Source organism: Legionella sp. 27cVA30, from assembly GCF_024160945.1.
Lineage (GTDB): Bacteria > Pseudomonadota > Gammaproteobacteria > Legionellales > Legionellaceae > Legionella_A > Legionella_A septentrionalis.
In genome coordinates this window covers 927,743-949,455 of sequence record NZ_JAMYXK010000002.1, presented here as the reverse complement: position 1 = coordinate 949,455, position 21,713 = coordinate 927,743, and the positions used below count along the sequence as shown (strand labels likewise).

Here is a 21,713-nt window from a genome sequence, read left to right as displayed (position 1 = left end):
TTGTCAAGATAGCAATCGAATAGAAAAGTAATATTGTATAAATTTCTTGCCAAATGTGATTTGATAAAACTCCTGCAAAATAGTCTATGGGAGCGTTCGCAAATGCCATCCGTTTGCAGTGATTGCACCTTGGTTTTGGTGTGTTCGATATTGTTGCGGAAGCAAACACAACTATTTTACCCATCGACGTAATAATAGCTAATATGCTGGCTGGGTGGAATGGCCATTGAGGGACCTCCGATTGGTGTTCAGACTCCACATCAAGGAGTCTGACCTCATCCATGCTCGATATCTCTAAATAATTAAAATCTTAGTTCCGGGGTTGGCTTTGACCCAGTTAGCCACATACTCAATATAGTTATTCTTGCCAACAGCAATGCAACCCCGGGTGGAGCCTGGTAAGTTGCTTAGCCAACCCAACAAACGAGATGACTGATTGGGGCCATGAATCCCAACATCCCTACCTGTATATCCTGCAGCTAATTGCTTTGCTGTGGGATAGAGAATTGGAATAAAAATTTTAAACTGAGCGGATTTTCTTGGATAAGCTAACCCGTATAAACCAAGGGGGGTTTTATTATCACCCGCCCTTTTTTTACCAAGGCCTTTATTCCCGAGCGCTACTTTAAAGGTTTTAATGACAGTGCCACGTTTACAAATATTTAAGACTCGCTTAGTGGTCAGTACATTGATTCCGTTTGCTAAAGGACAAATCACGTTACTAGCAAATAAAGAAATGGGGAATAAACTAATAACGATCAAAAAAACTGCTTTAATTTTCATATAAATAAACAAATATTATTGAGGTTGGACAATAATTATTCCATAATTTTACTTTTATTTATAGAGCATTAATTCCGCACTTGTTAGGATTAAAATGATTGAGCCGGATTAATTCATTCAGCATATCGTCGAATAGATGCACTTGTTTCAGCGAGCCCGAATGTTTATATAGGAAAGGGGGAGGGGACTTTATCCGTAATAACCGATTAAATGTCTGATAATCAACTTGGAAATTTCGCCGGAGAACCATAATTCATCCTGCTCGTTTGCTTAGTTTTACGATTAATCAGACTTTGTAAAATTAATATAGATATGAATATACAATACCGTTTTCCTTGGAAAACTATTTTTGAAATATTATGGATAAAAGATCTAGTACCTTATTTTGGTCTTTTTTTTCAATAACGCCTAATTTTTTTAAAATACGAGTCCGATCAATTGACCTCAGTTGATCAAGCGCAATCTGCCCTTTTTTATCTTTAAATTCTGTTAATATTCTTGTTGGAAAATTGTCTTTGATGGTGCTTGTCATCGGCGCTATAATAACTGTTTTTAACCTGCTCAAGTTCATTGAGTCCGGTGATATAATTACTGCTGGGCGTGTTTTTGTAATTTCAGAACCAATTGTAGGATCGAGGTTTACTAAAAAAACATCAAACCTTTTTATTTTTACCATGTCCATTCATCCAGATCGAAATCATTGCTTAAATTTAAATGAGCCTCATCATTGCTATTATCTACAACAGCATTGAATTGCTCTAACCATCCTTCTTGCTGATTTTTGATTGGAATTAATGTGAGCACACCCTTTTCATCTGCTCTAATTTCCAATTCTTCACCCGGATGTAAATGAGCTTCTTTAATGATAACAGAGGGGATACGAATCCCGATTGAATTTCCCCATTTGGTTAGCGTAACTGTAGACATTGTAATTCCCCATATGTATATTCATAGTATAATTATACATGGTATATACACATATTCAAGCTATTTCAAACGAAAATGAATAGCTTATAAATCCGTGTAATAAAAATAAATTAAGGGGGAAGTTCTTTAACTCCCCCACCACACTCTAGAACGTATAGCAGCATTGAATTTGGTCGTCCTAATGAACGAAGAGCAAAATTATTAATTCCTCTCTTCCTTTCAAGAAATGCCCGTAACTCGCTGTAATAATTATGCGTGGAAGAAAGCATTACTTAGAGCGAGTATAGAGGATTTTCGTTGGCATGATTTACGCCACACATGGGCCAGTTGGCATATGCAAAGCGGGACGGCCTTACATGAGCTACAACAATTGGGGGCTCTCCTCCAAATGAACACATCATTACCCATAAGTATAAAAAGCAGTTATTTTTTATAATAATTCGTATACTGCAATGCCCAATAAGTCAGGATGATAATCATGAGCTGGGCAGCAGAGGAAATGCAACAATTGATTTAGGCGATAAAAGACTTAATGCTCGGTTACTTTCTTTATTTGATAAGTTAGGCAATGCCCCCAATCTAAGTATACCTGCGGCATGTGGAGGCTGGCATGAAACCAAAGCAGCCTATCGGTTCTTTGATCATGAACAAGTCAACACAGAAAATATTTTAGCGCCCCATATAACCTCTACGCTTTAACCAAACGTAATCGCTATTTGGAACAGCAGCCCGCCATTGCTGCCATTTATGATTTTAAACAACAACTGCATCAACTATTAACCAAGAAGCATTGTACGGCTAAAGAGTGCAAGCGTTTGCTACCACAATTCTTGGAAATGGTGAAAGAACTAAGGCAGAGCCCCTTTCAATCACTTAAAACATTAGGTAATACATTATTTAAATGGAGAGAAGAAGTCGTTAGAATGCTTCGCTTTACGAAGAACAATGGAATAACTGAAGGGTTTCATCGGAAGATGAAATTGATTCAGAGAAGAGCTTACGGATTTAGAAATTTTGAAAATTATAGGTTGAGAGTTAGAGTGCTGTGCGGATAAGTGAAGTGCCCCCGGATTTGGGGAAGACCCGAAAATTATAGGTTGAGAGTTAGAGTGCTGTGCGGATGAGTGAAGTGCCCCCGGATTTGGGGAAGACCCGGGAAGACCCTTTAAATGGCGCGCTCGGAGGGACTCGAACCCCCGACACCTTGGTTCGAAGCCAAGTACTCTATCCAGCTGAGCTACGAGCGCCTTTGTAAGAGGTGTGATGGTGGGCCGTATAGGATTCGAACCTATGACACAGAGGTTAAAAGCCTCCTGCTCTACCAACTGAGCTAACGGCCCGTAGTTCTTATTTTAAATTAAACACGTTGTACTTCGAGCATTCGGAAATGCAAGCTATCTAAATATTTTACCACGCCCAGCAAAAAGTAGCCAAATACTGGTGGGCCGTATAGGATTCGAACCTATGACACAGAGGTTAAAAGCCTCCTGCTCTACCAACTGAGCTAACGGCCCTAAAGAGGCTGAAATCATACCGGATCAAGGTGAAATTTCAAGTGTTTTGCGCGGATTATTTTCAATTAATGGAGATTTTGTGTACAAATTTTCACTGGTCGCTAAAATAGGCCATTCATCTTGCTGCAAAACATTGCAAAAAGAAGATAATTTTTCCGCGGGCACTAATAATAGTAAAACATCCGCTCCTAATGCCCCGCACCCTTTTGCAGCAGCTACCTGTGGATACTTATTGAGAATCTGCAGCAATTGCAAACTGTGTTGGCTTACTAAATTAAATTTTGCTAATTGCTGATGATATTGCTTCACTGCATCAATCAAGCGCCCGCTGTCTTTGCATGCAAATGCTTCCCTGGCCAAACATACGATTGATGCCAATTCTTCCACATGCAAGAAGCGGCGGCTTTGCTGTAAATGCTCGTGAGTGGCTAATTTTTTGCCCGTGTGCAGCAAAACAAAACTCAAGTCTGCAAAAACCCAAGGCAAACTTTCACAAATCCCCTGCTGCTTATGAATATAAACACAACCCTGCATGGATTGGGCCAACACATCATAGCCGCTGGGAGGAAGTCCTTGCCCCTGCCAAGCGCAGGATAGATATGCTTCCAACAAATGCTGGTGGCCAGGCTCTTTTTTTTGTACGGTTTGGCAGGCTAGATACACCCCTAAAAATTGTGCGCTGGAAGCTCCCATGCCACCTCGTCCATGATAAGGATCATGCCATGACAATCCGGCATTTTCAGGAGCATTTTTTGCCCACCACACCCCAGCTGGAGATAAAGCATGCACCCCATCCGTATTGCCTGCGTAAGTTAAGTTTACTGCAAAACAAGGTTCTGTGGTCAGCAACAGAGCAGGACCACCGGCAAGCGCTGCATACTCTCCTAAAAGAAAGGTTTTTGCCGGTATTTGCCATTTCATAAAATGGATTGCGCCTGTCTGATTTCAGCCAATAATTCGCAAGCTTTATGCAAACTTACCCGCTTGTGTAAAACCAACCATTGTTTTAAGCGCTCTTTTAAAAGCGGCATTTCTCCATCATTTGCCCCAGCCACCAACAGTAAATTATCAATATGTAATTTCATATGCCCCTGAATGATTCCCTCAGTGCATAACGCTTTAATAGCACCTAAGTTTTGCACCAACCCCACCGCAGCTATCACTCTTGATAAATGATTAGCGGATTCGATGCCCATCATGCGCAAACACATTTTGGCTGTAGGGTGCACCGCGGTTACCCCCCCCACTGTGCCTACAATAACCGGTGCTGTAAGCTCCCCTTTGAGAATGCCATCCTGGTAACGCCAGCGCGTGATCGCTTGATAATGTCCGGAGCGGGCGGCATAAGCATGCACACCAGCTTCCACTGCCCGCCAATCATTGCCTGTGGCAATCAAGACTGCGTCCATACCATTCATGACCCCTTTATTATGGGTAGCGGCGCGGTAAGGATCTAATTCTGCAAACAAAGATGCTTCTTGCAAGCGTTCACCGAGGGATGGGTCGATATCATGGATTTGCACCTGGGCCGTTGTCAGCTTTTGATCATTTAAGTTAGATAAAATGCATATGCTGACGTGCTCACCGCTTAAATTTTCTATCGGTGTTTTTAGGTATTCCAATACTTGATTGATGATGTTAGCGCCCATAGCATCGCAGCTGTTCATGGTGAGATGGATCACAGCCATATCACCGCCATCTGGTCGGGCTAAATGGCGCAATTGCAAATCCATTACTCCACCACCGCGACGCACCATGTTACCCGCCACATCCTCATTGGCTTTTTCAATCAAAAATGCCTTATTTTCAGTGAAAATTTGCGAAAAACGCGCGAAATCTTTAACTTTCGCCAATTGAATCTGACCTACAATGCATTCACCCGCTACCGAAGTCGTAATTTCGCCGCACTGGCGGATCCATCGCGCTGTTTTGGACAAAGCCGCTACGATAGACGTTTCTTCAACGGCCATGGGGATGACATAATCGCAGCCATCGATGCAAAAGTTGGTGGCAACACCTAAGGGAAGTTGAAAATAGCCAATGACATTCTCAATGAGTTTATCGGCGAGGTCGGTATCTCGCACACCGCCTTGATTTAAATAAACAATGTCTTCAGACGTCATCGCACCCATTTGCAATAAGCGCTGGAAACGTTCTTCGCGATTTAATTTAGAAAAACCTTGAAACAATTCACCGGCATTATTTATTAACGACATGCCTTCTCCTTCAAATCATCTAAAACGCGGCTGCCTGTACAAAACATAGCGACCCTTAGTTCGTATTCAATTGCAACCATGAGTTCACTTACCGCTTGCGCTGACTGTAAAGCAGCATCCAGCATGGGCTTGGCAAAGCCAATGGTCGTGGCTCCCAGTGCAATTAATTTGGCTGCATCCAAACCATGCCGTACACCGCCAGATCCCCAAATTTCAAATCCAGGTGCTAAAGAATGGGCGTCGCATACGCTTTGCACTGTATTAATTCCCCAATTGCGAAATGTGGCGGCAGCCTTATGGCGTAATGGTTCATCCACGGCTCGATGCCCTTCAATGCGCCCCCAGTGCGTACCTCCCAATCCGCTCACATCCACTGCTGCGACTCCAATATCATTTAAACGAAGCAGTGTTGTATAGGAAAAACCACACCCGGTTTCCTTCACAATGACCGGTAAGGGCATGTTTTTAACGAGATTCTCCAACGCCTGCCAACATCCCTTAAATAAAGGCGTGCCCTCCGGTTGAATGCACTCTTGTAAAGGGTTGCAATGAATAATTAACGCATCTGCCTGTAACGCATCGGTCAAACGCTTAATCTGCACTATTGGAGTGGTAATCAGTTGCGCTATGCCTAAGTTACTGAATAAACTGACTTCTGGAAACTCATGCCTTAAAGGTTGCCATTCGTATGCAGCCTGACTATCCGTAAGTTCCCGGCGCTGCGAACCAACCCCCATCGCCCACCCATTTTGTGCGCAAGCAGTAATAAGGTGGCGGTTGATATCCAGTGCATGCCGATGTCCTGCCGTCATGGAAGCAACCATAAACGGCGTAGATACCTGCTCTCCAAAGCGACTTGCAGAAATATCTATGTCGTTAAAATCAAGGTCGGGCAATGCTTCGTGGATTAAAGTGACGCCATCGAGCGCATTTAACTCCTGCGCCTGATTGTCCGGCATCAATGCAAGCTCAATATGATCTTGTTTGCGTTTTTCAAATTGACTGTAATCGTCCGTCATGCCCGTCACACAGTAATAAAATGGTTTGAATTTTACCATAAAACCATTCGGTTTTGCGATGATATACGGTTTCGTATTATCCTAGAGTATTTTACGCATGCAATCTCTTTATGACAGCGAACGAGTCACCTGCTCAACTGCAATTTATAGAAGAAAAAAACCTTTACTGTTGTCAGGGGAACTGGTCCATACTTGCTATGGATAATTTATTTAAACAATTCCTGCGCACGCAATTACCTTCCTCACAAAAAATCACCATAAGTGGCAAAGAAATTACTCATTTTGACAGTGCAGGTGCTCTGACGCTATTGCGTTGCATTGAAGAGTTGAACAAAAAAGACAATTTAGTCGAACGTGTGGATTTTAGCCCGGCACAAGAAGATTTATATAAATTGGTAGAGGCAAAGCGCGAAATACTCGATTATTCTCCCCCAAAACCTAAAAAAGAAACTATTTTATATCAAGTTGGCGAAGAAACCGTACATAAATTAAATCAGGCCCGAGGCTTGATCGTTTTGATTGGTGATTTAAGCGATAAATTATTCAGAGCATTTGGCCAATGGCGGCGTTTTCAATTTCCAAGCATTGTGCATACTGTGTACACGACTGGAGTAACTGCCTTGCCCATTATTGCCTTACTTTCATTTTTAATTGGAGTAGTCCTTGCCTATCAAATGGGATTGCAATTGGAAACCTATGGGGCAAATATTTTTATTGCTTATCTCTCGGGTATGGCGATTTTCCGTGAATTTGCGCCTTTAATTACAGCGATTATCGTGGCAGGACGTACCAGTTCCGCTTTTACCGCGCAGATTGGCAGCATGAAAATTAATGAAGAAATTGATGCATTGTGTACGATGGGGTTATCCCCTACGGAATTATTAGTAGTGCCTAAGGTGCTTGGATTATTGCTTTTTTTCCCGATGCTTATTTTCTGGTCTGATTTTTTCAGTACCCTAGGTGCTATGCTCATGTCTAAATTCATGTTAAACGTGGGTTATGTTGAATTTATGCGCCGCTTGCAGGATTCAGTAGGCTTAAAACAATTAATGCTTGGTTTATACAAAGCCCCGGCTTTTGCCTTGCTCATTGCCCTAGTCGGCTGTTTTCAGGGGTTTCGCGTACAATCCAACGCAGCAAGCATTGGCACACAAACCACGAAAAGCGTGGTACAGGCACTGTTTTTAATCATTATCGCCGATGCTCTGTATTCGGTGATCTACAGCTGGCTGGACGTGTAACATGTCTGAGCCTGTCATTGAAATTAAAGGATTAAAAAATTATCTGGGCAATCAATGGGTGCATTCGGATGTTAATTTAACCGTCAACCGCGGCGAGATTCTCGCTATAATCGGTGGCAGCGGCAGCGGAAAAACCACCATTTTACGCAGCATTCTCATGCTATTGCAGCCAACCGCAGGTACCATCCGCGTTTTCGGTAACGATTTGGCACACTTGGATGAAGCCTCCGCAAATGCTATACGGCGGCGCTGGGGAATGTTATTTCAGCATAGTGCTCTTTTTTCTTCGATGACTGTGCTTGAAAACATCATGTTCCCAATGCGTGAGCTTGCTGTGCTTGATAAAAAATTTATGCAAGAATTAGCAATGCTTAAGCTTTTGATGGTGGGTTTGCCTAAGGAAGCCGCGGAAAAATACCCTGCTGAATTAAGCGGAGGAATGCAGCGCCGCGCTGCCGCAGCGCGAGCCATTGCCATGGACCCTGAACTTTTATTCTTAGATGAACCAACATCGGGTCTTGATCCGCTAAGTGCCAAACAGTTTGATGAATTAATCGTATTTCTGCGCAATGCACTAAATTTGACGATCGTCATCGTAAGCCATGATATTGAATCATTGCAACGCACTACCGATCGCGTGGCATTTGTGGGGAAAGGCAAAATAATAAGCGTGGAGCCAATAAAAGAATTGATGCAAAATAAAAACCCTCTCATTGCTGATTATTTCAGTAAAATTTAAACTGTTTGAGGTTCAATCAAGAGCTATCTTCCTCTTGATGCATAGGAGACAGGCTTGGAGTCAAATGCTAATTACACCATAGTAGGCTTAACGGTTTTAATCTTAACCGCTGGATTAATTATTGCGAGCCTATGGTTATCCATTGGGTTTGAAAGAAAAAAATATAATTATTACACCGTCTATACGCATGAATCCGTCGCAGGATTGACCGAGGAATCATTGGTGAAATATAACGGCGTGAAAGTGGGCATGGTCGATAAAATCGAACTCAGTCATTTTGATCCACAACAGGTAAAAATTCTGTTAAAGATAAAAGAAGGTACCCCAATTACGGTGAGTACGCATGCCATGCTGATCACTCAGGGCATTACCGGAACCACCTACCTTGGGCTGTCTGCGGATTCTTCCTCGTTTGTACCATTGCAACGCACACCCGGCGAACCCTATCCTGTCATCCCTTCGAAACCGTCTTTCTTCAACCGCCTTGAAAAAAATATTAATGATATTGCCACCGGGTTTAAGCGCGTTTTTAATGCGGAAAATGCCAAGAATTTAAATAAGTCTCTCGTGAATTTGGAAAAAATTACCGAAGCCATTGCCAAAAACGATAATAATATCAATAAAACATTGCGAGATTTACCCCTGGTAACAAAAGAACTCAAGGCCGCTATCCATAAATTTACTGCTATGGCAACGGATATGTCGGTGGCAGGCCGTCAAGTTACCGCCACCATGAAAGCTGGTAAAAATGGCATCGATAAAATTTCCCAGCAGGCAATTCCTCCTACCATTTTACTTCTAAGACGTCTGGATTTAATTGCAACCAATTTGGAAAAAGTCAGTGCCCAGATGCGGCAAAATCCTGCCGTTTTAATTCGTGGCAGCACGGCTCCAAAACCTGGTCCTGGAGAATAATGTGAAAAAATCAAGCACTATTTTTTTAATTTGCATCCAGGTTTTTTTACTCGGTTGCGCGGTTAAAACTACGGTAAATAACCAGTATAAACTAGACGCGTTTAGCCGTAAGATGCATACGACAAAAAGTGCGACCACCATCCTGGTGACCCAACCTGAAGCGGCTGCAGGGTATCAAACAGAACAAATGCTCTATAGCGTCAAACCCTATGAAGTTAGTGCTTTTGCACGCAATGCCTGGGTAGGAGCGCCTGCCAACATGCTGGCGCCGTTGATCATGCAAAGCCTGCAGGCAACGGGTTATTTCCATGCAGTGACCTCCACCCCCTACTCCGATAAAGCAGACTACAGGCTGGATACGCAACTTATCAAGCTGCAGCAAAATTTCATTTGTAAACCAAGCCATATTGAAATGGTCGTGAAAGTCGTATTGACGCATGTAGAAGATAATCAGGTTCTCGCCTCGAAAATCATTACAGAAAAAATCCCCTGTCCTGCCGATACTCCTTATGGCGGCGTCATAGCAGCGAACCATGCCAGCAAAGCACTTACAGCTATTTTGGCTGAGTTTGTCATAGCACAAATCAAACACTTTAAACAGAAGTGAGTCATACCAACTTCCAAGTCCATGCACTAAGCTCTCATGACCCTATGTGTACTTTATTTTTCAAATATGCTGAAATAAATTGACTTGTGTATTATAATTTATCAATTTTTACGCTTTAATATAAAAATGCCTACCTTTTTTGCCAAAGTCCAAAAAATTAAAGAAATTTCCACAGCTTATATTACCCATAATAAAAAAGAGCTGGAAAATCAGAATTCTCCTTTAGGAAAAGGATTTGATCATTGGCTGGATCATTTCAATCAAAATATAAATTCTATCCTTTATCCCAATACAGCACCTCAGCTTCAACCACGTGAACACGCAAAATCTTCTCTTGACGGGGAAGGAGAGCGAAAATACGAGCTTGCAACTCTTCTAACAAGCATCATGACGTCTATTCAAATTGAATGTGAAACAAGACATTTCAAATTTAACTCAGCAAGTTGCTTCAGTTTTGCCTCCAAGGAATTGCTCGATCAAGTTAACATACTAGATCGTGTGTTTAGGCAAATAGATGAGATACCTGTTGCTACTAAAGCAGGTGAAGAAAGCAAGCACTTTAACAATTTTAAAATCAAAGTCGCGCGATTAAAGAGCGAACTCGATGCTGCAAAACCTGTTTTCTATGCTTATGCGAAAAGGCTGGTGATGCAAGAACTCGTCGAACGTTTAACCTTATTTAACCATGTTGACTTCGATAGCAATCTCCGGGAGAGTTTTGCAGAACATACTTTATATAATCTTAAAACTGAGTATTTAAATAAAAAAATTATCAATGAAACGCTTCGCTTAAATCGGCAAAGCTTCATGGAAGTTTTCTTAAAAATTCTTTCCTGCGTTTCCATACCCCTAGGGATCGGTATTTTAACCACCCTCATCTTGATTATAAAACGCCATATTGATTCACAAGGCGCAAGTTGGAATTTTTTCAAGCCACTTTCAGAAAACGTACTGGAAAATATTGAACAATTACTCGATGATGTAGAAGAGCCGACAATAACCACCCCGCCTATTGATATTGAAAACCAGTATGGCGATATTGATTTAGATGATGAGGTTTTCAAAGCCTGGGGGATAGAACCTCTGTTTCCCTGGCATTAAGGGCACGTTCATTTATCTCTAATCTCTGCAATAATCCATTACCTTGAATTCCGTGCGTCATGGTCGATGAAATAAGGCCCGCGCAAGCAGGCCATCCCAGCGCAAATTCTGAAAAACAAAGCTTGAATTTACTGCAGCAAAACATTCTGAATAATCCAATTCAAGCAATAGCAAAAAATTCAAAACAATTGTACAATGTGCCACCATCAAACTAGGCCTGTTACTGACAGAAAAAATATAATAAGGAGAACTTAGGATGAATATACGAACCATGATTAAATTGGGCTTTTTAGCAGCCAGCATTTTGCTTGCTTCTTGTTCAAAAACCCCTGGCAGTGCAGATGGCATCCCGGATGACGGTGATATGTCAGCCCGCGGCCTTGGTCAGCTAAACAGCCGCTTTGCAGGACAAGAGCAAGGTGAAATCTACACCACGCAAGCCCCGCATAATCAAATTTATTTGTTTAATTATGACGACAGTAACTTGGCTGCAAAATACGTACCTTCAGTAAATGCCCAAGCTGAATATTTGAAATCTCATCCTGGTGCACGTATTCTGATTGCTGGTCACACAGATGAGCGTGGCAGCCGTGAATACAACGTTGCCTTGGGCGAGCGGCGTGCCAATACCGTTGCACAATTGATGCGCATGGCTGGTGTAAGTCCACAACAAATGCGCGTGGTCAGCTATGGTAAAGAGCGTCCCGTTTATTTTGGCCATGATGAAGCGTCTCACCGTCAAAATCGACGCGTGGAATTAACTTATGAGGCTACCCGATGATTAAATCCCGATTTCTTCTTGCGGCATGTTTGAGCTGTTTTCTGATACCTTCTTTTGCCGCAGCGCCGGTGATTGATGACAGCGAAAACTTCATGCTTCTGGAAGAGCAACAGGATGCTTATGAGCAGCCTGTTGCTCGGGCTCCTGTAGAAATTTACGACAACGACGATGAACCGGCTTTAGCTTATGATACTGCCGAACCGCACAATAGAAATGACAATTCCATGCTGCTTGCTAAAATTCAAGGGTTACAGCAAGAAATACAAGAGTTGCGCGGCCAGTTAGAAATACAAACCCATGATTTAAAATTGTTGCAGCAACAGCAATTAACTTTTTATAAAGATTTAGATGAACGCATAAGAAATGCAGCGGCGCAGCAAGCGCAAAAAGCACCAGCGCAATTATCAGCAAAAGAACTGAGCGAGAAGCAGCCAAGCCCGCATTTATCTACACCCACTGCGCAAGCACCCAAAGCGCCAACAGCAAACGCTCCTGCAATTGTAAAATCCCAGCCTGCAAACGCGGCTAGCCACCATAATCCAGCCGATGAACAAATTAGTTACCTTGCAGCTTATGAATTGGTAAAAAATAAAAAATACGATGATGCTTTAACCGCCATGCAAAATTTTGTTAATCAATATCCGCAAGGTGGCTATACGGCAAATGCTCAATATTGGTTGGGCGAACTTTATATGGTTAAGAAAAATTATTCACAAGCCATCAGCCATTTTGAAGCAGTGTTGCAACAATTCCCATCATCCAGCAAATCCGCTGCAAGCCTTTTAAAAATTGGTTACGCTTTGGCTGCATCAGGCAAGAAAACTGAAGCAAAACAACGTTTGCAAGAAGTAATTAAAAATTATCCTGATACCAATACAGCACAGCTTGCCACCGCAAAATTGGAAACGTTAGGCAGTTAATGAACCGCAGAGCAAATCAACTACGAATTACTGAAATTTTTCATTCCCTGCAAGGTGAATCCGTTACCATGGGTTTGCCCACTGTTTTTGTGCGCCTTACCGGCTGCCCACTGCGCTGCCAATATTGCGATACAGCTTATGCTTTTCATGGTGGTCAGCTACGGGATATAAGTGACATTCTGGCCGATGTTGCCGCTTTCAACTGTTCTCACGTCTGCGTTACAGGCGGAGAACCTTTAGCGCAGCCTGGCTGCATTGATTTGCTGCAGCAATTATGTGAGAACGGTTACCACGTTTCATTGGAAACCAGTGGGGCACGGGATCTTGCAGGAGTCGATCCTAGGGTTATGATCGTCATGGATTTAAAAACTCCAGATTCAGGAGAGTGTGAAAAAAATAAATATACAAATCTTTCCTACCTCAAAGCAACCGATCAAATTAAGTTTGTATTATGCAGCCGGGAAGATTATTTATGGGCCTGCGCCATAATATCCGAATATAAATTAACCAAGCGCGTTCATATTCTTTTTTCCCCAAGCTGGGGCCAGTTACATCCCACTGAACTCGCCAATTGGATAATAGAAGATAAGCTTTCCGTACGCTTTCAATTGCAATTGCATAAAATATTATGGAATGACGCACCTGGGCACTAAAATAGGCGCTACGTAAATTTAGGAGAATAAACATGCCGTGGTTCGCGCAAGCACCATCGAATATTGCTCTGATTAAATACATGGGAAAAAAAGAAGGAAAAACCAATTTACCCATCAATTCATCATTATCTTATACTTTAAACAATTTATTAAGCAGCGTTGCACTGGAAACCCAACCTGGAAAAAAAGATTTCTGGGAACCGTTGAATATTCCCGGTGCTTTAAATTTTGAGTTATCGACAACAAGTCAGGAACGATTCCTCAACCATTTGGCGCGCCTGAAAGCTTTTTTTAACTACCAGGGTGCATTTGTGGTGCGTTCCAGTAATAATTTTCCACACGGCAGCGGACTAGCAAGTTCAGCATCCAGTTTCGCCGCCTTGACCAAATGCGCTGTCCTTGCTTTAAGTGAATTAACCAATACTCCCCTCCCATCGATTGAAATCCAAGCCAGCCTGAGCCGCGAAGGTTCCGGCTCCTCATGCCGCTCATTTTTTTCCCCTTGGGCTTTATGGCAGGAAGATAGAGTAGAAGCCATTGAATTACCATATAAAAATTTACTGCATCAAGTGATCATCATCAGCCACGAAGAAAAGAAAATCCCTTCGAGCGAAGCTCACATCCGCATTCGTACCAGTCCATTGTATGCTAAACGCGTGCAACGCGCCGAAAACAATTTAAAATTATTACTTGCCGCATTGGAAACAAAGGATTGGGCATGCGCCTACCAAATTTGTTGGCGCGAATTCCAGGATATCCATGAATTGTTTGCCAGCAGTTCCCCTGCCTTTTCATACATGACCAAAGAAGCGCGTGAAGTCCTTAGAACTCTCGAAGAATTCTGGCAACAGACAGGCGATGGCCCGCTGGTGACCATGGATGCCGGCCCTAATATTCACCTTCTGTACCGTCCTGAGCAAGCCAGCATGGCAAACCAATTTAAAAAAGATTATTTGGTGGGCAATTACGATGTTTTATGATTTTCAAACAACCACTTATGGAAAGTGGATTCTCGCCGGCGAACATGCTGTTATTCGCGGGCACGCAGCACTGGTATTTCCTGTCAAAGATAAAAAGCTTACCTTAAGCTATCATCGTTCCACCTCAGAGTTGAATGCCCATTATGAAGGCGAAAGCGGTGCAGATACTCACTTGCTATTTTGGAGCGTGCTCGAACAAGGCATGCACTTGGTGGGGAAATCATTAAATACGCTAAATGGGCACTTTCAGTTATATAGTAATATTCCCGTTGGTGTAGGCATGGGAGCTTCAGCAGCCCTTTGCGTTGCAGTAGCCCGCTGGTTTTCAGCGCAACAATTATTAGCTGACTGGGACATTTATCACTTTGCCAAAGAATTGGAAAATTTATTCCATGGAAAAAGTAGCGGACTTGATATTGCCGGAGTTTCTGCGGAAAACGGTATTTTCTTTCAAGAAGGTCAGTACCACCCTATTAAACAAGTTTGGCAACCGCAATGGTATTTATCATCTTGCGGACAAATAGGCATCACATCCCATTGCATTCAGCAAGTGCAAACGTTGTGGGAAGAAGCCCCTGAGCAAGCCTCTCAACTTGATGTGCAAATGATGCAAAGCGTGCTGAGAGCGGCAGATGCTTTAGAACAACCTGCTGCCCTGGAACTGCTGGCGCAGGCAATCAATCAAGCTTCCGATTGTTTTAAGGCATGGGGCTTAATCAGTGAAAGCTTACAAAAGCATATGCAAACACTGCGAAATGCAGGTGCCGTAGCAGTCAAGCCCACAGGATCAGGCGGCGGCGGTTACACCCTCAGTTTATGGGCTTCCCCTCCCCCGGCAGACTTTAAGGATGCCATGATTAAAGTATAAATTCGTAATGGCTGCCAATAATATATTAAATTTCAACTGCATGCTGTTTTTATATGCAATCTAGGTGAATTCCAGTCAAATATTTTATATACTGTTCATGCGTTTAAATCCAGCGTCTTGCCGGCGTTGTGATTTGGATTTAATAACAAGAATTCAGGATTACCATGAAACGCATCATGACATATGTTCTTCTTTTCATTGCAGCATTTAGCCATTTTTCGGCACACGCATACGGATATGGGAATTATCCGGAGAGACATTACCATGGACATAATGACTATTATAATTATTGGGGTGAGCCGCAAATCATCGTGTCCGTGCCGAGAACCCCAAGACCTTATGTATATGAATGTGAAACCATCGAAGTATGTGATGATTACACGGATGAATGCTGGTTAGAGCGCCATTGCCGCTAAAGCCTACTGCGTCTACATCCGTTTATTCCTGAACTCGCGTCTGCTCAAAAAGATAGCTGCATGGCATGCCTACCTTTTCAACGCAGGTTATTCGATAACATGATAATAAGTCTCACCCTTTTTAATCATACCCAATTCAAAGCGCGCCTGTTCTTCGAGAGCCTGCTCCCCAGATTTAAGTTCTAGAATATCGGCTTCAATATGGCGATTGCGTGCAGCCAGCTTCTTATTTTCTTGTTTTTGCATTGCCAGTTTTTTTTCCAGTTGCAGCCAGTGCAAAATGCTGCCATCGCCCAGCCATAACTTGTATTGCAAACCTATGAGTGCAAGCAGTAAGCAAGCTATGATGATGCGCATGAAACCTCTCGAAATAGACTCTTGTCTTATTGTAGCTGTATAAAAAGTTAAATAAAAAGCCGTTCATCAATCTTCGGCAGGGTTAAATTGAATACTTTTTACGATGCGGTGCGTTTTGTTATCAATGATTTCGCCTGTTATTTCGCTAAATTTTTTTTGTGCCAACTCATGCATCCAACGCACCAACTCATCCACATTGTTTGCAAAATGTTTAGCAATGTGGTCATCTTCAAAATGCACCTTTCCCAAGTATTTATATTTCATTTTTCATCCTGAAAATTTTGCTACTGCTCACTCATTGAGCATTGTCCCATCCCTTGACCGGAGCTTTAGTTTATCTTTAGATGGCCAATAAAGAAATAGGATTTCTTCGCATTATTTCATCTTGGCGACTCACAGAAATGCCAAATTCGGTAAATAATTTACGCGAGTGATTAATCCAGTGCGCAACACCCATTTGCTTGGGCTGTCCTAAATCTGAGCTGTAAATCACTCGCGGCAGAGAAGCAAGCACTGTTAAAAAATCAGCCTCGCTTTGATGCCCGAGAACATAAGTTAAAAAAGTTTGCTCTATCCACACAAATTCGTGTTTTGCCAGCGCCCGTAATTCTTCTGCCGGAAGCCCCGTCAACGGATTAGCAGGTTGATTTAACAACAATGCCGGCACATTGTATTGAGAGCATGCCTCAATCAAGGCATAAATTTCCTCTTTGCAAGCATGGCCAGTCGTCAGCACAATGGGATAATCTCTGGCCATTTTCAAAATATCAATGACTTCTTTACGCAGTTGCTGGCGTTCATCAAACACAGTTTCCGCAGCAAGGGTAAATTTTTCCAAAGCTGGGTGCAACAATTGTCTTGGAAGTTTGGACGTGTATTTACGCCCGGTAATAGTCGGGAAATCAACCAGCATGCGGGTATGCGGATGTGCCTTATATTCAGCCAAGGCACGGCATATGACGCGATAATCAATGCCACCGGCAATTGCATTTAATGCTACCGAAGGGAAAACGGGCAAGCCATGATGTTGGGCAATTTGTGCCTGTATACTGGTTGCGCCTAAATGGCTTTTCAAAAACACAGCCCCTTGCAATGCCTGATATTGTTTGCCTGCTCCCCATACATCCAGACTGCGTCGATATAAATCGGGATCAGCATGGTAATGAATATCAATGAAGCGGTACTGTTCCAATTCATGCAAGCGCATAATGAGTTCCCTGATTAGTTATCCGATTTGTTGAACCATGGCATATCATAACAGTAATCTTTGCGCGCTTGCCTCAAGCTCGCCCCTGCATCGATTGCGGCAATAATTTTTTTCTCATTATCCTGAATAGCTTGTGCTTTGTGCAAAACTTCCTGCAGGCGGGAAACGGGAATGACTACTACACCATTCTCATCAGCAAAAATGATGTCTCCTGGTGTAACGGGAACGCCATTGATGATAACCCTGCATTGCTCGCCGTCTTTATACACGCGATTTTTTCCAGAACGCATATAAACAGCAGAGCAAAATACGGGATAGTTGCTGGCACGGATGAATGCCGCATCGCGTATAGCACCGTGAACGACAGTGCCGGCCAAATCTTTTTTTAGTGCCGTATGCGTCAGGATGCTGCCCCAGGTAGTACAATCAATGCGTCCTCCATTGTCTATCACCACAACATGCCGTGCAGGTATGGCATCAATATAATCAGCAGCACCTTGAAAACCAGTTGGTTTTGCCGAATATGGAGCATATTTAATCGTGTAAGCGGGACCGATGATGCGCACTCCAGGGACTAGGGCGTGAAGATTGAGTAGAGCACCCTCGCAACCACAGGCGTCTAAGGCATCGGAAATTTCCGCTGTGTTAAAAGCAGCTAACTGTTCCATCGAATTCATATTCCCTCACTATGCACCGCCTGCTCGATAATGGCTGCAGCCATTTCCTGGGTGGTGGCATGCCCACCCACATCATAGGTTATAAATTGCTTTTGCATGACCACCCTGACAATTGCCTGGCGAATTTGTTTTGCTTCCTTATGATAGCCTAATTGTGCCAGTAACAAGCTTATGGTTAAAAACATGGCGCTTGGATTCGCCGCATTTGGCCGCATGCGTAAGCCGCTGCCGTGAACCGGTTCAAAATAACTGTAAGTTTCCCCTATATTTGCACTAGGGGAAAATCCCAACCCACCCATAACTCCAGCGCCTACATCGGATAAAATATCACCAAACATATTTTCCGTTACAATAACGCCAAACTCTTCTGGTCTTCGTATAAGCCATAGTGCCACCGCATCGATATTTAATATATCGGCTGTGACTTGGGGAAATTGCTGCGCGACTTCTTCAAATAAGATGCGCGCGAACGCGCTGCTTTCACGCAAGACATTGGGCTTATCTGCAAAAGTCACTCGCTTAAACCCATGTTGCTCGGCATACGCAAAAGCAAATTGAAAAATTCTTTGCAAACCTTTCTTACTCTGCAAGCGTAAGGTACAACTTGCGCCACTTCGAGAAACATGCCGCCAGGATTGCTTTAACTGGATTAGCTCATGCAAATATTCTGGCAATGGATAATAATCAAACCCGGCATATAAACCTTCGGTATTTTCGCGAATGATGCAAAAATTAAATGCTTTCGTATCCTGTTTAATATTAAAACAAGGCCTGACATTGGCGAATAAATCCAGTTTTTGTCTAAGTTGAATAATGGGAGAAACATATTGCGGCGGGGAAATTTGTAAATGCGCAGGCAACTCCTGCATGGCTTCGCGGGTAGGCTTGCTGGTAATAGCCCCCAACAAAGCAGCATCGGAGCGTTTAAGCAAATCCCAAGTTTTATCAGGAACCGGTGTACCCTCTTTCTGCCAGCAAGACCAGCCAATTTCACCGAATTCAAGATTAAGTGGCAAGGCGAATGCCTTAAAGACAGGCAATGCTGCAGTGAGCACTTCAACGCCAATTCCATCGCCGGGAAGAATGGCTATTTTAAATGTGGTCTTGTGCATCACCATTTAACCTTTGCCAAATCAGTGCCTGGCAATGTTGGGGATTATCTTGTAGTACCCGCATCCCTGCATTCGGAATGACACAAAGCCGCCCGCGTTTGGCAACAACAACATTCTGTAAATTAACCAGATTCGATTGTGCCCCGATAAAATGCCAATATCTCACTTCCGTTGTATGGAGTATTGCCCTGGAATCGCTGCTCAAAACGCGCTCAAGCCCCAAGATCAAGCGCCTGGCAGCCGCGGAAGAGTCATCCAGCTTAAAATTTGCAGGGCCAGGCTTACAGGCAACATAATGGTGAAGCTGCAATAAAGCAGCCTGCACCTGATTTTCCTTGCACAAGCGAATCACTTCGCCCAATTTTTGCACCAAGGTTTCATCTGCAAAAGATGGCGTTGAAAACAGCATGATAGTTTTTTGTGCCGATGCGAATATGGGGAAACATTGCTGCAAGATAACCCCACCAAAAGAAAAGCCTAAAAATACTTCGTAAGAATTTATTGCCTCGCTTAATTTTTTTTGCCATTGCAGATAAAATTCTGCAGGCGAAGCATCCCTATACTGCGACAATGGATCAATATAATCCAATTCATACTCCCCTGCGAGGAAAGCTAATGAGTTCGCAATGGCCTTAATATCCGTGCTTTGTGCGAGGACCGGGGCGATAACCAACATTCTTTTTTTAGTTGAAATCATGATGCCTTATTATTAGTAGAATTCTTAGTTTTTATTTCAGCCGTGGATAAATCCAAAATTCCACGCTCAAACTCATCCATAGGAATATTTTCCTGTTCAGTGTGAAACATTTTACGCACATAATTGGCGGCTGGTAATATACTCTCAAGCCTGTATTTCTTAATATTCAGCGCATGCAGATAAGCAGTAAAATATTCCGTGCGCAAATTTCCTATTCCCTTTCCCATCCCAGCCAAAGAAAAATCAATGTAGCTAACGCCAGCCCCTGCGGCGGCAATTGCATTAGCCTGTGCTAAACCTAAGTTATCATGCGCGTGAAAGCCAAATGCCATCGAATATGCATTGACGTATTTTTCATACATTTTCTTCACTTTTGCGGGCAAAAGACTGCCATTTGAATCGGCAAAATAAACAATATCAGGAGAAATTTGGCTGATTTGCTCGACCGCCTCATCCAGTTCAGGCTCATGATATTGTGAAATATGAATAAAATTGGCAGAAGTGATAAAACCCAGTTTACGGCAGTCTTGCATGATGGAATATGCAGCCTGCACGCCGCCTTTTGCAATGCAAATCCTTATCATGGAAATGCCGAAAGACTTTAATTCCTCAAGATCAGCCTGCGTTAAATTTTGCGGATGCGCCATCACTGCAATCCGGCTGTGATGAATGAGCGACGTACAATAGGCTAAATAATTTTTTGCGCACAATCCCGCTCTACCTAAATCAGGAATGGGATGAATGGAGCCATTGCGATAACCAATTTCAATGTATTCGATCCCGGAATTATCTAGTCCGCTTAAAATATGCTGAATGTCTTCGTCGCTAAAATGAAAATTGGTGCGATTGCCTCCATCGCGCAATGTCACGTCTAAAGCTTGAATGTTCATAGCAATAACTGGTAGCCCAGCCCTAAAAACAATAATAATATGAGTAACTTCACATAAAGGCTCGCTTGTTTATGTTTATAAAGCCCATAAACATAGGCGAAAGGATGACGCAAAATAAGCCGCCGCAGTATTTTTTTAGTTACATAGTTAGGTGCACCCTCGATAGGTTCTTCATGAATGCGGATGCTAGGATTGTAATTCGCTTCAACTAGGATACCCGACGACTTTTCAATGGGTGTATTAATATGTTTACAAAGCACATCTAACCCTACCAATTTCAAGTTTAAAACCCCGGCGGCGCGGGTGAGCAATTTCTTGTTTTCTTTACAAATTTTTGTACTTAACGTCTTGTACATTCCACCGCGTGTTGCATTAGAAGTATAGCACAAAGTAACCCGTTCATCCGGGGCGGGAACAGCGTCGACGCTAAGTCCTAATTCACGCAAGCGGATGCGACACTCATCATCAATGACAATGGGTTTTAAAATTTCATTTGTTTGCTGGCGTTGCACATTCGTGAGTTCGACCAATTCTTTTACGCTATGCTTGCCATCGCCAATAACATACGCTGCTTCGCGTAAAACAACCCCAATGATTTTTCCGTAGAAAATTAAAACCCGGTAACATGTCAGGTTAGCATGAAACTCTTCAATGCTGACTTCATGATAAGTTTTCAAATAAGAACTTAAATGGCTTTTTAATTCTGCCAGCGTCTGAATGTTACACAGCACATCCATCCCCTGGCTCGTGCCAGCCGTTGGTTTGATGACTAGCGGGAAAGCAAGGCCGGCAATTTTTGCCTCCCATTCACCCTGGGTAAATTCATGCCGCTGGATGCATGTAGCCTTGGCGACTGGAAAGCCGGCTTCCCGCAATAAACGATTGGTACGATATTTACTATCTACCAAGCCTACGCTACCCGCATTATTAAAAGGAGTTAAGCAACCTCTGAAAAAATATCGTTTTTTACCCAAGCTAATTGCAAAACCATATATACTGGCGACTGGAGTAGCAGGCATGCCTAAATTCAGTGCACTTTCATAATAGCGCTGTGCATTTTTATTCATAACGGTTACCTGTTACTCCACTTGCA

Annotated in this window: 24 protein-coding genes, 3 tRNA genes and 4 pseudogenes; 14 read left to right on the top strand and 17 right to left on the bottom strand. The window is 42.9% G+C overall.

Annotated elements, in window-relative coordinates; all coding sequences use genetic code 11:
- Positions 1 to 42 precede the first annotated feature (42 nt).
- The 4 genes and pseudogenes from NKV53_RS09810 to NKV53_RS09795 all read right to left on the bottom strand — a co-directional run.
- Positions 43 to 155: pseudogene (locus NKV53_RS09810) on the bottom strand (IS481 family transposase); the annotation flags it as partial.
- Positions 156 to 294: 139 nt separating this feature from the next.
- Positions 295 to 783: a murein L,D-transpeptidase family protein gene (locus NKV53_RS09805; RefSeq protein WP_253351040.1), complete on the bottom strand. Its 489-nt coding sequence runs from the start codon at positions 781 to 783 to the stop codon at positions 295 to 297.
- A 343-nt stretch (positions 784 to 1,126) separates the two neighbouring features.
- A complete protein-coding gene (locus NKV53_RS09800; RefSeq protein ID WP_199737870.1) occupies positions 1,127 to 1,459 on the bottom strand; it encodes a type II toxin-antitoxin system PemK/MazF family toxin in 333 nt (110 codons plus the stop codon).
- Entirely contained in the window at positions 1,453 to 1,710 is a 258-nt protein-coding gene (locus NKV53_RS09795) for an AbrB/MazE/SpoVT family DNA-binding domain-containing protein (protein WP_127057571.1), read from the bottom strand. The genes NKV53_RS09800 and NKV53_RS09795 overlap by 7 nt, the downstream gene beginning before the upstream one ends.
- A 226-nt stretch (positions 1,711 to 1,936) precedes the next feature.
- On the opposite strand from NKV53_RS09795, the pseudogene NKV53_RS09790 reads away from it, so the two are divergent.
- From NKV53_RS09790 to NKV53_RS09785, 3 genes and pseudogenes are all read left to right on the top strand, one after another.
- Positions 1,937 to 2,086: pseudogene (locus NKV53_RS09790) on the top strand (tyrosine-type recombinase/integrase); the annotation flags it as partial.
- Positions 2,080 to 2,409 (top strand): transposase DNA-binding-containing protein, encoded by a 330-nt coding sequence (locus NKV53_RS12065; RefSeq protein WP_371923213.1) that lies wholly within the window; start codon positions 2,080 to 2,082, stop codon positions 2,407 to 2,409. The pseudogene NKV53_RS09790 and the gene NKV53_RS12065, both read left to right, overlap by 7 nt.
- Positions 2,406 to 2,765 (top strand): annotated as a pseudogene (locus tag NKV53_RS09785) (transposase); the annotation flags it as partial. The gene NKV53_RS12065 and the pseudogene NKV53_RS09785, both read left to right, overlap by 4 nt.
- 115 nt (positions 2,766 to 2,880) lie before the next feature.
- On the opposite strand, the gene NKV53_RS09780 reads toward NKV53_RS09785, so the two are convergent.
- The 6 genes from NKV53_RS09780 to fni form a co-directional block, all read right to left on the bottom strand.
- Positions 2,881 to 2,957 (bottom strand) — tRNA-Arg (locus NKV53_RS09780).
- A gap of 17 nt (positions 2,958 to 2,974) precedes the next feature.
- Positions 2,975 to 3,050 (bottom strand) — tRNA-Lys (locus NKV53_RS09775).
- Between the two features lie 98 nt (positions 3,051 to 3,148).
- Positions 3,149 to 3,224: transfer RNA gene (locus tag NKV53_RS09770), tRNA-Lys, on the bottom strand.
- Between the two features lie 24 nt (positions 3,225 to 3,248).
- Positions 3,249 to 4,145, bottom strand: coding sequence for a mevalonate kinase (locus tag NKV53_RS09765; RefSeq protein WP_126954642.1), 897 nt, complete (start codon positions 4,143 to 4,145; stop codon positions 3,249 to 3,251).
- Positions 4,142 to 5,440, bottom strand: coding sequence for a hydroxymethylglutaryl-CoA reductase, degradative (locus tag NKV53_RS09760; protein WP_126954641.1), 1,299 nt, complete (start codon positions 5,438 to 5,440; stop codon positions 4,142 to 4,144). The genes NKV53_RS09765 and NKV53_RS09760 overlap by 4 nt, the downstream gene beginning before the upstream one ends.
- A complete protein-coding gene (fni, locus tag NKV53_RS09755) occupies positions 5,431 to 6,459 on the bottom strand; it encodes a type 2 isopentenyl-diphosphate Delta-isomerase (RefSeq protein ID WP_126954650.1) in 1,029 nt (342 codons plus the stop codon). Before fni ends, NKV53_RS09760 begins: the two co-directional genes overlap by 10 nt.
- A gap of 110 nt (positions 6,460 to 6,569) precedes the next feature.
- Between fni and NKV53_RS09750 the strand changes: the two genes are divergently transcribed.
- From NKV53_RS09750 to NKV53_RS09700, 11 genes are all read left to right on the top strand, one after another.
- Entirely contained in the window at positions 6,570 to 7,700 is a 1,131-nt protein-coding gene (locus NKV53_RS09750; RefSeq protein ID WP_126954640.1) for an ABC transporter permease, read from the top strand.
- A 1-nt stretch (position 7,701) separates the two neighbouring features.
- The gene (locus NKV53_RS09745) at positions 7,702 to 8,439 is read left to right on the top strand and encodes an ABC transporter ATP-binding protein (RefSeq protein WP_126954639.1); all 738 of its coding nucleotides are present in this window, start codon (positions 7,702 to 7,704) and stop codon (positions 8,437 to 8,439) included.
- A gap of 54 nt (positions 8,440 to 8,493) precedes the next feature.
- On the top strand, positions 8,494 to 9,354 hold the full coding sequence (locus NKV53_RS09740) for an MlaD family protein (protein ID WP_126954638.1): 861 nt from the start codon (positions 8,494 to 8,496) through the stop codon (positions 9,352 to 9,354).
- A gap of 1 nt (position 9,355) precedes the next feature.
- Positions 9,356 to 9,961: an ABC-type transport auxiliary lipoprotein family protein gene (locus tag NKV53_RS09735; protein ID WP_127033102.1), complete on the top strand. Its 606-nt coding sequence runs from the start codon at positions 9,356 to 9,358 to the stop codon at positions 9,959 to 9,961.
- Between the two features lie 126 nt (positions 9,962 to 10,087).
- A complete protein-coding gene (locus NKV53_RS09730) occupies positions 10,088 to 11,062 on the top strand; it encodes a hypothetical protein (protein ID WP_126954636.1) in 975 nt (324 codons plus the stop codon).
- A 256-nt stretch (positions 11,063 to 11,318) separates the two neighbouring features.
- Positions 11,319 to 11,843 (top strand): peptidoglycan-associated lipoprotein Pal, encoded by a 525-nt coding sequence (gene pal, locus NKV53_RS09725; protein ID WP_126954635.1) that lies wholly within the window; start codon positions 11,319 to 11,321, stop codon positions 11,841 to 11,843.
- Positions 11,840 to 12,763 (top strand): tol-pal system protein YbgF, encoded by a 924-nt coding sequence (gene ybgF / locus NKV53_RS09720; protein WP_126954634.1) that lies wholly within the window; start codon positions 11,840 to 11,842, stop codon positions 12,761 to 12,763. The genes pal and ybgF overlap by 4 nt, the downstream gene beginning before the upstream one ends.
- Complete coding sequence (queE, locus tag NKV53_RS09715; protein ID WP_126954633.1) at positions 12,763 to 13,416, top strand: 7-carboxy-7-deazaguanine synthase QueE; 654 nt, start codon at positions 12,763 to 12,765, stop codon at positions 13,414 to 13,416. Before ybgF ends, queE begins: the two co-directional genes overlap by 1 nt.
- 32 nt (positions 13,417 to 13,448) lie before the next feature.
- Positions 13,449 to 14,396 carry a diphosphomevalonate decarboxylase gene (locus NKV53_RS09710; protein ID WP_126954632.1) on the top strand — a complete coding sequence of 316 codons (948 nt, stop codon included), beginning with the start codon at positions 13,449 to 13,451 and terminating at the stop codon, positions 14,394 to 14,396.
- Positions 14,386 to 15,264 (top strand): mevalonate kinase, encoded by an 879-nt coding sequence (locus tag NKV53_RS09705; protein ID WP_126954631.1) that lies wholly within the window; start codon positions 14,386 to 14,388, stop codon positions 15,262 to 15,264. The genes NKV53_RS09710 and NKV53_RS09705 overlap by 11 nt, the downstream gene beginning before the upstream one ends.
- Before the next feature lie 164 nt (positions 15,265 to 15,428).
- Positions 15,429 to 15,680, top strand: a complete 252-nt coding sequence (locus NKV53_RS09700; protein ID WP_126954630.1) for a hypothetical protein — start codon at positions 15,429 to 15,431, stop codon at positions 15,678 to 15,680.
- Between the two features lie 87 nt (positions 15,681 to 15,767).
- Here the strand turns inward: NKV53_RS09700 and ftsB are convergent, their stop codons facing one another.
- The 7 genes and pseudogenes from ftsB to NKV53_RS09660 form a co-directional block, all read right to left on the bottom strand.
- A complete protein-coding gene (gene ftsB, locus NKV53_RS09695) occupies positions 15,768 to 16,037 on the bottom strand; it encodes a cell division protein FtsB (protein WP_126954629.1) in 270 nt (89 codons plus the stop codon).
- A gap of 66 nt (positions 16,038 to 16,103) precedes the next feature.
- Positions 16,104 to 16,301: a hypothetical protein gene (locus NKV53_RS09690; RefSeq protein WP_126954628.1), complete on the bottom strand. Its 198-nt coding sequence runs from the start codon at positions 16,299 to 16,301 to the stop codon at positions 16,104 to 16,106.
- A 76-nt stretch (positions 16,302 to 16,377) separates the two neighbouring features.
- Positions 16,378 to 17,244, bottom strand: coding sequence for a DUF6282 family protein (locus tag NKV53_RS09685; RefSeq protein ID WP_325049565.1), 867 nt, complete (start codon positions 17,242 to 17,244; stop codon positions 16,378 to 16,380).
- Positions 17,245 to 17,258: 14 nt separating this feature from the next.
- Positions 17,259 to 19,033 (bottom strand): annotated as a pseudogene (locus NKV53_RS12060) (isocitrate/isopropylmalate family dehydrogenase).
- Positions 19,014 to 19,709 carry a hypothetical protein gene (locus tag NKV53_RS09670; RefSeq protein WP_253351037.1) on the bottom strand — a complete coding sequence of 232 codons (696 nt, stop codon included), beginning with the start codon at positions 19,707 to 19,709 and terminating at the stop codon, positions 19,014 to 19,016. Before NKV53_RS09670 ends, NKV53_RS12060 begins: the two are co-directional and overlap by 20 nt.
- 17 nt (positions 19,710 to 19,726) lie before the next feature.
- The gene (locus NKV53_RS09665; RefSeq protein ID WP_126954626.1) at positions 19,727 to 20,620 is read right to left on the bottom strand and encodes a 4-hydroxy-2-oxovalerate aldolase; all 894 of its coding nucleotides are present in this window, start codon (positions 20,618 to 20,620) and stop codon (positions 19,727 to 19,729) included.
- A complete protein-coding gene (locus NKV53_RS09660; RefSeq protein WP_233579770.1) occupies positions 20,617 to 21,687 on the bottom strand; it encodes a UDP-N-acetylmuramyl peptide synthase in 1,071 nt (356 codons plus the stop codon). Before NKV53_RS09660 ends, NKV53_RS09665 begins: the two co-directional genes overlap by 4 nt.
- Positions 21,688 to 21,713: the final 26 nt, after the last annotated feature.

Excerpts from the sequence above, each read along its gene's own strand:
- NKV53_RS09700 (WP_126954630.1), top strand. The coding sequence starts at position 15,429 with ATGAAACGCATCATGACATATGTTCTTCTTTTCATTGCAGCATTTAGC.
- NKV53_RS09670 (WP_253351037.1), bottom strand. The coding sequence starts at position 19,709 with ATGTTGGTTATCGCCCCGGTCCTCGCACAAAGCACGGATATTAAGGCC.
- NKV53_RS09660 (WP_233579770.1), bottom strand. The coding sequence starts at position 21,687 with ATGAATAAAAATGCACAGCGCTATTATGAAAGTGCACTGAATTTAGGC.
- fni (WP_126954650.1), bottom strand. The coding sequence starts at position 6,459 with ATGACGGACGATTACAGTCAATTTGAAAAACGCAAACAAGATCATATT.
- ybgF (WP_126954634.1), top strand. The coding sequence starts at position 11,840 with ATGATTAAATCCCGATTTCTTCTTGCGGCATGTTTGAGCTGTTTTCTG.
- NKV53_RS09805 (WP_253351040.1), bottom strand. The coding sequence starts at position 783 with ATGAAAATTAAAGCAGTTTTTTTGATCGTTATTAGTTTATTCCCCATT.
- NKV53_RS09760 (WP_126954641.1), bottom strand. The coding sequence starts at position 5,440 with ATGTCGTTAATAAATAATGCCGGTGAATTGTTTCAAGGTTTTTCTAAA.
- NKV53_RS09685 (WP_325049565.1), bottom strand. The coding sequence starts at position 17,244 with ATGCGCTTGCATGAATTGGAACAGTACCGCTTCATTGATATTCATTAC.
- NKV53_RS09765 (WP_126954642.1), bottom strand. The coding sequence starts at position 4,145 with ATGAAATGGCAAATACCGGCAAAAACCTTTCTTTTAGGAGAGTATGCA.
- NKV53_RS09690 (WP_126954628.1), bottom strand. The coding sequence starts at position 16,301 with ATGAAATATAAATACTTGGGAAAGGTGCATTTTGAAGATGACCACATT.
- NKV53_RS09750 (WP_126954640.1), top strand. The coding sequence starts at position 6,570 with ATGACAGCGAACGAGTCACCTGCTCAACTGCAATTTATAGAAGAAAAA.
- NKV53_RS09730 (WP_126954636.1), top strand. The coding sequence starts at position 10,088 with ATGCCTACCTTTTTTGCCAAAGTCCAAAAAATTAAAGAAATTTCCACA.
- NKV53_RS09665 (WP_126954626.1), bottom strand. The coding sequence starts at position 20,620 with ATGAACATTCAAGCTTTAGACGTGACATTGCGCGATGGAGGCAATCGC.
- NKV53_RS09710 (WP_126954632.1), top strand. The coding sequence starts at position 13,449 with ATGCCGTGGTTCGCGCAAGCACCATCGAATATTGCTCTGATTAAATAC.
- NKV53_RS09745 (WP_126954639.1), top strand. The coding sequence starts at position 7,702 with ATGTCTGAGCCTGTCATTGAAATTAAAGGATTAAAAAATTATCTGGGC.
- queE (WP_126954633.1), top strand. The coding sequence starts at position 12,763 with ATGAACCGCAGAGCAAATCAACTACGAATTACTGAAATTTTTCATTCC.
- pal (WP_126954635.1), top strand. The coding sequence starts at position 11,319 with ATGAATATACGAACCATGATTAAATTGGGCTTTTTAGCAGCCAGCATT.
- NKV53_RS09800 (WP_199737870.1), bottom strand. The coding sequence starts at position 1,459 with ATGGTAAAAATAAAAAGGTTTGATGTTTTTTTAGTAAACCTCGATCCT.
- ftsB (WP_126954629.1), bottom strand. The coding sequence starts at position 16,037 with ATGCGCATCATCATAGCTTGCTTACTGCTTGCACTCATAGGTTTGCAA.
- NKV53_RS09705 (WP_126954631.1), top strand. The coding sequence starts at position 14,386 with ATGTTTTATGATTTTCAAACAACCACTTATGGAAAGTGGATTCTCGCC.
- NKV53_RS09795 (WP_127057571.1), bottom strand. The coding sequence starts at position 1,710 with ATGTCTACAGTTACGCTAACCAAATGGGGAAATTCAATCGGGATTCGT.